Origin of the sequence: Catenibacterium sp. (assembly GCF_052354645.1) — a bacterium.
Lineage (GTDB): Bacteria > Bacillota_I > Bacilli_A > Erysipelotrichales > Coprobacillaceae > Catenibacterium > Catenibacterium mitsuoka_A.
On sequence record NZ_DAWDDM010000017.1, the window covers coordinates 1 to 14,361 of the forward strand.

At 34.4% G+C, this 14,361-nt stretch carries 10 protein-coding genes and 1 riboswitch; of the genes, 1 reads left to right on the plus strand and 9 read right to left on the minus strand.

All coding sequences use genetic code 11. The annotated features are described in order from the left end of the window. Positions 1-244: 244 nt before the first annotated feature. The 8 genes from ACT8VG_RS01595 to ACT8VG_RS01630 form a co-directional block, all read right to left on the minus strand. On the minus strand, positions 245-1,591 hold the full coding sequence (locus ACT8VG_RS01595; RefSeq protein WP_440252027.1) for a sucrose-6-phosphate hydrolase: 1,347 nt from the start codon (positions 1,589-1,591) through the stop codon (positions 245-247). A 10-nt stretch (positions 1,592-1,601) separates the two neighbouring features. After that, positions 1,602-3,464, minus strand: a complete 1,863-nt coding sequence (locus ACT8VG_RS01600) for a sucrose-specific PTS transporter subunit IIBC (protein ID WP_444195070.1) — start codon at positions 3,462-3,464, stop codon at positions 1,602-1,604. Between the two features lie 115 nt (positions 3,465-3,579). Next, positions 3,580-4,560 carry a LacI family DNA-binding transcriptional regulator gene (locus ACT8VG_RS01605; protein WP_117459129.1) on the minus strand — a complete coding sequence of 327 codons (981 nt, stop codon included), beginning with the start codon at positions 4,558-4,560 and terminating at the stop codon, positions 3,580-3,582. 1 nt (position 4,561) lies between these two features. After that, the gene (locus ACT8VG_RS01610; protein WP_440252029.1) at positions 4,562-7,768 is read right to left on the minus strand and encodes an SNF2-related protein; all 3,207 of its coding nucleotides are present in this window, start codon (positions 7,766-7,768) and stop codon (positions 4,562-4,564) included. Positions 7,769-7,832: 64 nt separating this feature from the next. Then, positions 7,833-8,828, minus strand: a complete 996-nt coding sequence (gene murB, locus ACT8VG_RS01615) for a UDP-N-acetylmuramate dehydrogenase (protein WP_444195071.1) — start codon at positions 8,826-8,828, stop codon at positions 7,833-7,835. Positions 8,829-8,866: 38 nt separating this feature from the next. Beyond that, positions 8,867-10,045: a phosphoribosylaminoimidazolecarboxamide formyltransferase gene (locus ACT8VG_RS01620; protein WP_217107060.1), complete on the minus strand. Its 1,179-nt coding sequence runs from the start codon at positions 10,043-10,045 to the stop codon at positions 8,867-8,869. Between the two features lie 38 nt (positions 10,046-10,083). Beyond that, positions 10,084-10,169, minus strand: a riboswitch (ZMP/ZTP riboswitch). Between the two features lie 836 nt (positions 10,170-11,005). Next, positions 11,006-12,736: an ABC-F family ATP-binding cassette domain-containing protein gene (locus ACT8VG_RS01625; protein WP_195920951.1), complete on the minus strand. Its 1,731-nt coding sequence runs from the start codon at positions 12,734-12,736 to the stop codon at positions 11,006-11,008. Positions 12,737-12,746: 10 nt separating this feature from the next. Beyond that, positions 12,747-12,938, minus strand: a complete 192-nt coding sequence (locus ACT8VG_RS01630) for a hypothetical protein (protein WP_187012020.1) — start codon at positions 12,936-12,938, stop codon at positions 12,747-12,749. Positions 12,939-13,088: 150 nt separating this feature from the next. Here ACT8VG_RS01630 and ACT8VG_RS01635 point away from each other — a divergent pair, with 150 nt between their 5' ends. After that, positions 13,089-13,925, plus strand: coding sequence for a DMT family transporter (locus ACT8VG_RS01635; protein ID WP_187012019.1), 837 nt, complete (start codon positions 13,089-13,091; stop codon positions 13,923-13,925). A 27-nt stretch (positions 13,926-13,952) separates the two neighbouring features. Here the strand turns inward: ACT8VG_RS01635 and ACT8VG_RS01640 are convergent. After that, a partial coding sequence (locus ACT8VG_RS01640) for an RrF2 family transcriptional regulator (RefSeq protein WP_331873938.1) occupies positions 13,953-14,361 on the minus strand: 409 nt, incomplete at its 5' end.

Genomic DNA, 14,361 nt, shown 5'->3' on the forward strand with positions numbered 1-14,361 from the left:
ATATCACATAACATTGTATTTGCTTTTGTAGTATTGACTCCTGAATCAAATAAATCATCAAACACATCACTAAAATTTGGATAATATTTCATATTTGTTCGCCTCTCTCAACGTTTTTCTTATTTCTTAGTAACCTCTCTATCGATTACAACTATTATTATAGCCACTCTTTTAGCAAAGTCAACACTTGAGTGCTAAAAATTAGCACTTTCTTTAATAAAGTGCTAAAAAGAAAAGAACCCGCCTATTTGGCAGGTTCTAAGTCAATAGCTTTTAATTGATAAGCAGTCATATCAATTTCTATATTACTTATAATTTCAATAGTATCTGAATTGTTGTAAATACGTGTAGTAAAGGCATAAGCACCATCATTGATGAATAGCTCTAAAGAAGATGTGTCGCTAAACAAAGTCATATTATTCATTTTAGGAATTTTAATGTGTTTCACACCACGACCCGAACCGCTTTTATTCATATCGATAGTGAGAAGACCATCTTCATAATTCATATTTACACCTCTTAAATGAAGTTTGAATGACTGAGGGAGATCAGTTATATGGCATTCAAAACAAGACGTATTCATTGTGAGAGATGTTCCCTGTACTTCTTTCTTCTCTTCTCTTAAAGACTTATATTCTTCAATAGGGAACTGATAGAGTCTACCTTCATGTTCAGTAATCTCTCTAAAGAGAGTGAAGGCATGCTGACGTCCTTCTTCTACGGTAGGATTTGTATAATCAATATCAGGAAGCCCCATCCAGCCTGCCATGATCATACGACCTTTTTCATCTTTGAAGAACTGCTGGGCATAGATATCAAACCCATGATCAAACTCGATAAAGTCCTCCAAAACGCAATCCTTCTCTAAATCTGTTGTAAGAGGAAAGTATCCATTCTGATAAATAGCTTCATAATCATAGTTATGGCTTTCTAGTCCCTGAGGACAACAGAATAAGAACTTCTTCTTTTCAAAACTTAAATAATTCGGACACTCCCACATATAACCAAAAGGTTTATGGTAGTCAACAGTCTTCATGTAATCCCACTTCTTTAAATCTTTTGATGAATATAAGATTACACAACCATGTGAATCAAGGGTTCTTGCTCCTAGAACCATATAATACATACCATCATTTTCATAAACGTAGGGATCTCTTACATGACAAGACATGTTTTGAGGATAATCCTTGTTGTAAAGCACAACTTCCTTATGATCTAATACAAGCCCATCCTGTGAATCAACCTTCATCACATTATGTTCTCTACCTGCATTAATATAATCATAATCACCAGGCAGCTTTACATTACCAGTATAGAAATAACGTAATAATCCATGGTCATTGAAGCAGCACCCAGAATAAGCACCACCCTGATCATGAGGATGATCAGGAGAGAGGGCAATCCCCTCATCCTGATAGTGAAGGAAATCTTTAGTAGTGAATTGTTTCCAATACTTTAATCCACCTTCAGGTTCGTAAGAATACTGATAATAGATATGATATTTTCCATCTTTTTCTACAAGCCCATTAGGATCGTTCATCCATCCAGATACAGGTTCTAGATGATACTTTAGTTTGTACATTTCCTTCATAAAAATCTCCTTATGCAGCCTTAACTTCTACAACTGGATTCGCTATTTCTACAACATCTGTTTTAGCATCAACAGCACCGCTCTTAATTAAGTTCGCTGCTTTGCCATTTGTAATAATTACTGCAGTTGCAGTTTCTTTACCAGCTGCTTCAATAGCCTTTAAATCAACATCAACGAGTAGCTGACCTTTCTTTACTTTGTCACCTTTTTTAACGTGCATAGTGAAAGGTTCACCATTTAATTCAACAGTATCTAAACCAATATGTACAAGAATTTCTGTACCATCATTTGTCATTAAACCAAATGCATGCTTAGTAGGGAAAGTCATAGTCACTTCAGCATTCGCTGGTGCATAGAACTTACCATCTTCTGGGAATACTACGAAACCATCACCCATAGCTTTAGAAGCAAATGTTGGATCAGGACATTCAGTGATAGAAGCGACTGTACCTTTCATAGGTGCAGCTAAGCTTTCTTTACTTTCTACATTTCTCTTATGTAGGATACAAGTTACTACAAATGCGACAACGATAGATAAAGCCATACCAATACCATAGTTAGCCCAGCTTTCTGGTGGAATAGAAAGGAAACCAGGAATACCAGCAGTACCTACAGCACTTGCAAGAGTCTTAGTGCCTGCAATCCAAGCTGAACCAACAGCAGAACCACAGATAGCACCAATGAATGGATATTTAAGTTTTAAGTTAACACCGAACATTGCAGGTTCAGTAATACCAAGTAATGCTGAAATACCAGATGCACTACATAGTGATTTCTGTTTAGGATCTTTAGATAAGAAGAACACAGCTAATACTGCAGCACCCTGAGCAACGTTACTCATTGCTGCGATAGGGAAGATGAATGTTCTATGTGCTGCACTTGCAAGCAACTGTGTTTCGATTGCGATAAAGCTCTGATGCATACCAGTAATAACGATAGGTGCATATAAGAAACCAAAGATTGCACCACCAACAGGGCCTAATGAGAAATATAACCACTGTAATCCATCTGCAAGTACATTACCTGCTTCTCTTAATACAGGACCAACAGCTAAGAATGTAATAAATCCAGTAATTAATACTGACAATAATGGTGTCGTTAAGTTATCTAACCAAGAAGGTGTGATTTTATGTAACTTAGTTTCTAACTTTGCAATTACCCAAGATGTAAATAAGATAGGAAGAACTGTTCCTTGATAACCTACTGCAGCAACCTTTAAACCAAATAGGTTCCAGAAAGGTGTTGCTACTTTACCATAGTTGTAACAGTTTAATAAATCAGGATGTACCATGATCATACCCATGACAGCACCTAAATAAGGGTTACCACCAAATTTCTTAGTAGCACTAAACCCAACGAGAATTGGAAGGAATGTGAATGCTGCATTAGAGAATAAGTTGATGATTGTCGCAAAGTCTTTCCACATTGGATAAGCTTCAATCAAACTCTTATTCGCAAAGAATAATCCCTGTGCAGTTAATACGTTATTGATCCCCATCAATAAACCACCAGCAACGATGGCTGGAACGATAGGTACGAAGATATCACTCAATGTCTTAACAGCACGGCTGATTAGATTTCCCTTCTTTTCTACAATCTCTTCATCAGCCTGATCTTGAGAGTCCATACCTAATTCTTTTAATACTTCATCTGTGACAAGATTCACAGTACCACTTCCGAAGATGATCTGGAACTGTTCCTGGACAAGGAATGTTCCCTTAACTCCATCTACAGATTCTAAAGCTTTTTCATCTGCCAATGATGGATCCTTCAACATCAATCTTAAACGTGTAGCACAATGAAATGCCTTTTTGATGTTCTTAGGTCCACCAACATGGGAGATGACTTCTTTTGCGACTTTATTGTAGTCCATTGAAATTTCCTCCTTTATCTGTATGTTACCGATTCCACATCTGTATCATATATCAAGCACAAGCACTTGTCAATAAAAATATGAAACCGATACCACATTTTTTAAAAAAAAAGCATCAGATACTTCTGACGCTTTCTCCTTCTATAAATGTGAAGTCAATAAGTGTAGCACGTTCGACTTCTTTTTCTTCTATCATATCAAGAATAATCTGTCCAGCCGTCTGACCAGCATGGGCATAATGGAACTTAATAGTTGTAAGAGCAGGGGACATTACAGTAGAAGTCCAATAACCACCAAATCCAGTTACTGAAACGTCCTCAGGAATACGTAAACCGTGATCTTTTAGAACTTTCATACATCCCATCGCAATTGTATCTGTTGCACAGATGATGGCAGTAGGGCATGTATGATTCTTTAAGTAATCATTGAGTTTATCTATTGTCTTTTCAGCAGAGAAGTCTGTTTCTAGAAAATGAGGATGTACATTCTGTAAGCCATCATAAACACCTTGTCTACGAATGACTCCTACAGCCACATCTTTTCTACTTACTCCTGCATATACAACATTCTTATGACCATTAGAATAAATATACTCACCTATCTTATAGCCTGCTTCATAATCATTGTTAATAACACTCACACCATCATCATAAGCCTGAGCCATAAAGACAATAGGCACTGAACTCTTAGAGGCAATATCTCTATGTGCCATAGTAATAGAAGTGGCAAGAAGAATAATACCATCCACTCTTAATTGTGTAAGTTTAGTAATGGACTTGATTTCATCGAGTTCATCATGATTTGTGTTAATGATGATTGTCGTATAATGATGCTTCTTTAAGAACTGATCAATGTTCATCATCATACGACTAGAAGCATATGAAGTAAGAGTAGGGCATACAATACCCACAGTATGCGTCTTGTTAGCTTTTAAATTTGCAGCAAGCACATTAGGCTCATAATCATACTCTTTCACAATCTTCTCTATCTTTTGACGTGTTTCTTCTTTTACATAGCCACCATTAAAATAGCGAGAAACAGTTGTCTTAGACACACCTGCAACTTTTGCAATATCGGCCATAGTCATCTTCTTCATGTTAATCCTCACTAAATAAACTCATGATTTCTTCACCACTCATAGTCGTAATAGAACCACTGTTACCTTCCACAAAACGGTCAGCTAAATCCTTCTTAGCTGCCTGTAATGTCTGAATCTTTTCTTCAATAGAATCAGCCATAATCAACTTATATACAAATACTTTATTCTTCTGTCCAATACGATATGCTCTATCTGTTGCCTGGTTCTGTGCAGACATATTCCACCAAGGGTCAAAGTGAATAACACCTTCTGCTGCAGTGAGGTTTAAACCAGTACCTCCTGCTTTTAAACTAATTAAGAAGACTGTTGTATCATCATTCTGATAAGCATCTACTAAACCTTTACGATCCGCTTTATCAGTATCACCAGTCAACATATAATAAGATGTCTTACTCTTATCGAGCTCATCTGCAAGAAGATTCAATAAGCTCTTAAATGATGAGAATACAATAATTTTCTTGTTATTGTCTTTATATGTCTGAATAATATTTAAACATGCTTCCATCTTAGAAGACATATGTTTTACATCATCAAAGACAATACGAGGTTCACAACAGATCTGTCTTAACTTTGTCAACATCGCAAGAATCTGAATACGGTCCTTAGAACCATCTAAAGTCTTTAATAACTGATTGGCTTGTGCTAAATGAGCTAAATAGAGCTTCTTTTCATCTTCACTAAAGTCTACAAGTACGGTATTTTCAATCTTATCAGGTAAATCTTTTAATACTTCATTTTTCGTACGTCTTAATACAAAAGGTGAAATCATCTTCTGTAATTGTGTCTGAACCTCTTCATCATGATCCTTTACAATAGGTGCTTCATAATGAGATTTAAAATAACGATAGTTATATAAATAGTCTTTATTTAAGAAATCAAAGATGGACCATAATTCAGCAAGTGAGTTTTCAATAGGTGTACCAGTTAACGCATAGCGCTGTTTACCTTCTAATGATTTAACTGCAATCGCATTCTTAGTCTTCTGATTCTTAATATACTGTGCTTCATCTAAAACAATAAAATCAAATACAATATCCTTATATTGTTCATAATCCTTACGAATATAATCATAAGAAGTAATCATCACATCAAACTGCTTATAACTTTTAATAATCTCTTTACGTTCCTTTGCACTTCCCATTACACAAGTCACCTTTAAATGAGAAGAGAACTTATTAAACTCATCCAACCAGTTTAAAATCAATGAAGCAGGACAAATAATAATAGAAAAGTGATGTTCATTACTTTCTAATAAACTCATAATCTGGATAGTTTTACCAAGACCCATATCATCTGCAAGAATACCACCAAAATGTAGATCATTCATAGTAGAAAGCCATTGGAAACCTTCTTTCTGATAATCTCTTAATATTGCATCATAGCGTTCATTTAATTCATGTTTATGATGTGTATAGTTCTTTAAATGATCCAATACATCCTTAAATGATTCTTCACGATTGACCTGTACATACTGGAAATCCTGTGTTGCTAAGTCCATCTGACAAGCTCTATTTAGATTTAAATCAATTGTACCATCTTCAGAAATATCTTTAGGTAGAATATGATATTGATCCATCATATTACCTAACTCATCTAATTCATGTGTATCAATATATAATAACTGACCATTCTTTAAACGATGATAACGTTTCTTTTTCTTATGACTTGCAATAATATCAGCTAATTCTTCTTTAGGCACATCTAGAGAATCTAAGTCCATTTCTAATAGATTATGAGAGACCTTGATACCAACAGATAAGTTCATAGACTTCTTAGAACCAATCGCTTGTAAAGAATCAGATACATAAACATCTGTAATCTTATTAAGATGTCCTAAACCATCATGAATCATATCTATTGTTTCATCACGATGTGTATCAAAACGCATAGGTCCTGACATATCATCAGGATTATATTTCTCTAAGAAATTAATAATGAGGTCTGCTTTTAAAGAATGAGGTACATCTTCTTTAAGAAGATCATGTTTTCCATCCTCATATGTTCCAATTAAGCTAACTAAAGCATATTCATCTTCATCTACATCTGCATAGATTTCTAGATGTGATTCCTCTTGGATTGTATCCTCTAAACCTACATACTCAATATATTTCTTTGTAGGAGAAATAATATAACGAGTAAAGTTTTCTAACTGTTCATGTGCTACATAAAGACGCTGTAATGTATCAAAACGATTCAATAACTCAATAGTAACACCCTGTTTATCAAAAGGATAGCGAGTGATAGTAAAATCTGAAGGTGTATATTGATATAAACATCTCTTACCAGCAAAATAAGGTGCTATATTTGTTTCTAGTTCTAGAATTGTATCATGTTTATCCTTAGTTACTGATACCACAGGATGTAATTCATCTTCTATACATTTAAAATTATGTAAAGATGCAGGAATAGTTGTAAGTAACTCCCATAAAGCATCGATATTCTCATTATCAATGAATAACGTATTATTATTAGCAAGATGAGAATGATAGAATCTCAGAATGAATTGGTAAATCTTTTTAGATGGTTCATCTAGAATATCAGGATTATGAACAAAAGATAAAGTCTTTCCATAAGCATGATATTCATTATTCTGCATCTGTGTTACAAAGTTAGGAATACTCTTTACAATATAATCTCTTGCACGTCCTATCTTAAATGTGATATTAAAATTCCATCCATCTGCACGAAGCAGCTTTAAATGAACGGGTGTAGAACTTACAGGTGTAAACTGATTGACTAACTGATTTTTAACATAATCAGTTAGTGCATTGGTTTCCTTTTCTCTTTCCATTCTTCTAAATTCAGCCATCTGTTGTTCCCATAAAAGACGTTCTCTCATAGCACTTTTCTTTTCTTCCTGTGCACGCTTTTCTAAATCAACAGCATAACGATAAGGGAATGTATTAGGAGATAACTCCTGAACCTTTAAAATAAGGGCTCCTATATGTCCACAGGCTGTATATTCATCAGCATATATACAATTACAGTCTGTTGATACTATTTTAGAATTGGGATTCACAAGAACACGGGGAAGATAGATATTACCATTAATCATAACTTTACCAGATATATGATAATAACCACGATTATCTATAGTGATAGAAACATTTACAACATAGTCTCTTCGATAATATTCTCGTGCAATATCACGGTTACGTGCTCTAGATACAACACGTTCGAATTCATTGTCAGTGATAAATAACATAGCAATTCCTCCTAATCTAACTAATTATATCATAAGAAAGAACACAAAAAAACTGGAATAAATCTTATTCCAGTTCAACAGGTTCCTGTTTTAGAGTTAGACCATATTTCTTTTCAATAATAGAAACAATTTCTTCTCTTGCCTGTTTTAAGTGAGCATAGCTTTGTGCACTTTCATTAATTAAGATCAGTGCAGCTTTTTCTGATACACGCATACCATAAAATGATTTACCCTTTAATCCAGCGTGGTCTATTAACCACCCAGAAGGGACTTTATTACCTTCCCAGACAGGAACATTCATACTTCTTAAACGTTCTGCTTCTTGATCATCTAAATAAACATTCTTAAAAAATGATCCAGAACTAGCCATTTCTTCTGGTTTAGGTAACTTAGACCAGCGTATTTCAGTAACCATCTCTCTAATAGACTTAGGAGAAAAATCAGTAATCTGATGTTCTTCTACATAATTCTGTAAAGAAGTATAGAAAGGAGGAGTAAGTCTATCATGACTTAAATGAATTCTCATAGAGATAATCAAATAACGTCCAGCATCTTCACCCTGATTAAAGATGCTTTGTCTATAACCTAGATTCATATCTTCTTTCTTAATAGTGACATACTTTTCTTCCTTGAAATCATAAGCATGTACAGACACTAATACCTGTTCTATTTCCTGACCATAAGCACCTACATTTTGGACAGGTGCAGCACCGACAGTACCAGGAATAGCACTTAATGCTTCAATACCAGATAAATTCTTTTCTGTAGTAAAAGCAACTAAATCATCAAGTAGTTCTCCACCCATTGCATCAATCGTCAATTCATCAATAAAACGTATACCTTTAATACGGTTTAAAAGAATAACCCCCTTGAAACCTTCATCTTTTCCAATTACATTACTTCCTGTACCTAGAATAAATACAGGTAATTGATGTTCTTTTGCAAATAAGTAAGCTTTTTCTACATCTTCTACGGTCTCTAATTCAATCACATAACGCGCTAGACCGCCTAGGCGCATTGTAGTGAGTTCTTTAATTTTTACATTCTCATTTATTTTCATAAAGTGCATTATAACACAGTTACAACAAAAGTAGAGGATTAATGATGGAATAATCTTTGATGAGTAAATGCGAGTACCATATCATACTTATCACAAGTATCAATAACATGATCATCACGAATAGAACCACCTGGTTCACCTACATACTTCACACCACTCTTATGAGCACGTTCAATATTATCTCCAAATGGGAAGAATGCGTCACTGCCTAGTACAACATCTGTATTCTTCTTTAACCATTCTTTCTTTTCTTCTCTAGTGAATACTTCTGGCTTTACTTTGAAATAGTTCTGCCATACATCATCACCTAGCACATCTTCATAATCATCTGATACATATGCATCAATTGTATTATCCTTTTCAGCACGTTTTAAACCATCCGCAAACTGTAAACCTAATACCTTAGGATGCTGACGTAAGAACCATACATCTGCCTTATTACCAGCAAGTCTTGTACAATGAATACGAGACTGCTGACCAGCTCCAATACCAATAGCCTGACCATTCTTGACATAACATACAGAATTAGACTGTGTATACTTTAATGTAATCATAGAAAGGATTAAATCATGTAATGCATGTTCAGGGATATCTTTATTTTTAGATACAACATCCTTAAACATCTCTTCATTAATCACACAGTTATTTCTACCTTGCTGGAATGTAATACCAAATACCTGCTTAATTTCTACTGGATTAGGTACATAGTGAGGATCCATCTGTAATACACAATAAGTGCCTCTTCTTTTCTTCTTAAGTATTTCTAATGCTTCTTTTGTATAACCAGGGGCAATAATACCATCGCTGACTTCACGATTAATAAGTTTTGCAGTCACTTCATCACATACATCAGAAAGAGCACAGAAATCGCCATATGAACTCATACGGTCACTACCTCTTGCTTTAATATAGGCATTTGCGATAGGACTTAACACTTCAGCACTTTCCTTTACAAAATACATCTGTCTTTCTACTTCAGTTAAAGGTGTCCCAATAGCCACACCAGCAGGAGATACATGCTTAAAACTTGCAGCACAGCTCATATGAGTTGCTTCCTTTAATTCCTTCACTAACTGCCAGCTATTAAAAGCATCTAATAAGTTGATATAACCAGGTTTACCATTTAAGACAGTAAAAGGAAGTTCTCCTTCCTCCATAAATACCTTAGCAGGTTTCTGATTTGGGTTACAGCCATACTTTAATTCTAATTCTTTCATAGATTCCTCCAAAAAAAGAAGCCGACACATACTCCAGGCTTCTTTGCCCAGACGGTCGGCTTCTTCATTTGATTTATTATACTCCCTGTGGTCAATTCCACTTCCGTCAGTCATATAACTAATGTCATTATAGTAAAAAGATTTTTGTAAAACAAGTATTTTCATTATATAAAAATATAATGTAAACGCTTGCATGATTGTAATTATTAGGCTATAATTAAGTCAGAAAGAGAGGAGGAAGACCTCCTTAACATATACATTCATCTCAAAGAACTTGGTCAGAAAGGAGAGATTCCCATGGGATACTGTGACTGAGTATCCGTTGAGGATACTCAATTAAATTAGGAAAAACGTATTTATCCACCGATAATGATTTATATGCAATATCAATAATGTATGGTTTATATGAAAGGTGGAAAACGGGAGATAGCTCCTGAATATAATAATAAGGTACGTTGATCTATATATTGGAAGGCTATAAAAAAGGTTTTCCCATTTATCTATGATGCTGGAAATTGAATCCAAAAGATGTAATCCTAGTATCCAGCAGGAAAGCTATGGTGATGTAAAAGCCATAGCTTTTTCATTTGTGAAAAAGCATCTATTTATCACTGTATTTTCAATTTATGAAAATGTGTGTAAACGCTTGCGTTTGTGTGGATGATAATGTATGATATAAGCGAAAAGAGAAGACAGAAGATAAAACATTAAATATAAGACATGTTACTTGACTTCCTAGTCTAACGAACCGAAAAGTAAATAAGTAATACGGCAATTATGGTAAGATTCGATCTTATATTCAGTGAGAAATGAAAATTTCTAATAAAATGTTGAATCCATAAAAAGTCTAATAATAAAAAGAACTCAATATCAATAAGATGGGTTTGATAAATTATTCAAATGAGTCTAATGCTTCTCCTTATATAGCAAAAGAGGAATCCAAATGGGTTCCTCTTTTCGTTAGCTTTCTTCTATTTCTAATAGTTCTAGATAACGTTCATTCTTTTCTTCTAAAGTCTTTTCAACTTCATCACGTTCTTTACTTAATTCATCTAGTTTTTCAAAGTCCTGGGTAGAACCCATTGCCTTATCAATCTCACTTAAACGTGTTTCTAGATTCATAAGGAGATCATCCATACCTTCTAGTTCTTTCTTTTCACTGAAGGTTAATCTTCTTTTTCTATTTTCTTTAGCTTGTTTACGATAATCTTCTTTCTGAGATTCTGTTTCTTTCTTAGTATTAGTGATATCAATAGAAGCACTATAGCCACCATTCACATAATGAATTTCCTGATCTTTAAAGACAAATAAACCATCTACAATACGATCTAGGAAATAACGGTCATGGGATACAGTAATCACAATACCTTTAAATGTATCTAGATAATCTTCTAATACATTCAATGTTTCAATATCTAAGTCATTCGTCGGTTCATCTAATAGTAATACATTAGGTGCACCCATTAATACCTTTAATAAGTAGAGTCTTCTTTGTTCTCCACCGGATAACTTACCAATTTGTGTATACTGGGCATGGTCATCAAATAAGAAACGTTCACACATATTACGAGCACTAAGTGTTCCTTCACTTGTTTCTAGATTATCACTTGTTTCTCTAATATAATCAATAACTCTCATTGTAGGATCATCATAATGGAAATGTTGCTGGAAATAGCCCATACGGATTGTATCACCAATAATAATCTCCCCATCATAATCAGTGATAATACCTGCAATCATATTAAGGAGTGTTGTTTTACCACAGCCATTTTGTCCTAAGATACCAATACGGTCAAATCTCTTAAATAAATAAGAAAATGGCTTAAACATCACCTTATCAGGATAACTCTTAGACACATTCACTAACTCAATAGTCTTCTTACCTAAACGACTTGTAGTATCTATTAATTCAACAGTACCTTTTTCTTGAATCTGTTCAATAGAAGATAATTCTTCAAAACGCTGTAAACGATCTTTACTCTTAGTAGAACGTGCCTGAACACCTGCTCTGACCCATTCTAATTCTTTCTTTAAGAAGAGGTTTCTTTTTCTTTGTGCCTGTAAAGCATTGTTTTCTCTTTCAGCCTTTAATTCTAGAAAATGAGAATAGTTAGCAACATAAGGGAAAATCTCACCTCTATCTAATTCATAGATCTTATTAGTAATACGTTCTAGAAAGTAACGATCATGAGTGACCATGAGTAATCCTTTAGAACGTTTAATTAAATATTTTTCTAGATATTCAATCATAGGTGTATCTAGATGGTTTGTTGGTTCATCTAGAATAAGTAAATCACATTCTTCTAGTAATACGATAGCAAGAGCTAAACGTTTCTTCTGACCACCAGATAAAGTACTGATCACCTGTTCCATATCTTCTAGACCAAAACGTGTTAAAGAAGACTTAATAGAATATTCAGGGACATCCTTAAGAATATGTTTTGCTTCATTAAGAATTGTTTCATTATCTCTAAATACAGGATTCTGAGATAAGTATGCAATCTTTAGATCTTTCTTATAAGTGATTGCAGGACTGTCATGATGGGCAATCATCTTTAATAAAGTACTCTTACCTGTTCCATTGACACCAACTAAGGCAATCTTATCTGTATCCTCTACAATCATATTCAAGTTCTTATACAACTGTCTCTCACCAATCGCATAAGATAAATTCTGTATATTAATTAACATGTAGTCACCTCTATAAAAGAGAGTGGAACAAATCATCCACTTCTTGTTTTCTCTTCTTAGTTTCTTCAGGTAAAACATGGAAGCATTCATCTAATACATCATTCTCATGTGCATTTAAACCTCTCTTTAAAATGGTTTCACCTGTCTTTAAGTTTTCTAGATGATAATACCCTTTTTCATCAATTCTTTCAACAACCCACACGCTATCATCTCCTCTTTGTTTTCCTCATTATAGCATGCTATAATGAGGAAAAGGAGTGTGAACTTTTATGAATAATATTCTTTTATTTGGTTTATGTGTTGTTGTGCCAGTACTTATTCCTTTAATCATCGCATTATTAGTGGCTGTATTATGGAAAATAAAATAAGTACAAAAGGTGTATTCTTCCTGTTGATGACAGCATTCTGCTGGTCACTTGCAGGTTTATTTATACGTGCAAGCCACTTAAATGGGCTGGGATTCTCAATGATGAGTTCTATTGTCGCAATACCTTTGAGTATGATTATTCATCATAAGAAACTGGTGTTCAATAAAATGACAGTTACAGTAGGGGTCTTTCAGTTTCTTATGAGTTTGACATTCATCTATGCCAATAAGCTGACATCAGTGGCTAATGCGATTGTATTACAATACTCATCAACAATCTTTGTATTGATCTATCAATCAATTGATTTACGTAAATTACCGACAAAAAGACAAATGGGGATTATTGCGATTGTCTTTATAGGTATGGCACTATTCTTTGCGGATACTCTTTCCTTCTCGCATCTATTAGGAAATATACTCGCAATTATATCAGGAGCCTGCTTTGGAATGCAGTTCTACCTCAACAACAAAGAAGATGCTGAAGCTTTCTCTTCGACAATATTTGCCTATATGTTCTCTCTTACAGTAGGTTTAATTGTCTTTAGAGGACTTCCTCACTTCCACATCACCGATGCCTTTGGTGTATGTGGTTATGGTTTCTTCCCAATGTGTTTAGGTGGTATATTTCTTGCATTAGGTATTTCTTGTACAGAAGCTTTTACAGCCAATCTTATTTGTATGTTAGAAGTCATTTTAGCGCCTCTGTGGGCTTTTATATTCTTCCATGAAACAATATCTGGTATCAGTTTAATTGGTGCAGCAATGGTTGTAGGAGGTATTATCTTAAACTTAATATTAGACTTTAAAAAAGCAGCCATCTAGGCTGCTTCTTTTGATTGTAGACCATTTCTACTTCGATATATTCATAATGTCCTCGATGGTCTTGTCTTTCAACAAATTGTCACACGCTTCATTAAGATCTACAAAAATAGAATCAATGGCTTGTTCTACTTTAGAGTCCTTAATGGCTTCTCTTCCATCTTCTCCATTGTGCCAAGTCACATGGACATAATCATTTGAGACAGATTTCGCGACCTCAGATAAAGTAATATTATCTGCTTCTTTATCAAGACGATATCCTCCATCAACACCTGCTTTAGCCTTAATAAGGCCAGCTTCTCTCAATTTGATCATAACACGTCTTACACGTACTGGATGAGTGCAAATATGCTTTGCTAGTTCATCACTAGAAATAAGGTCTTGGTTTTTACCTAAATAGACGAGAGCGTGGACAGCAATACTAAAATCACTAGTCATA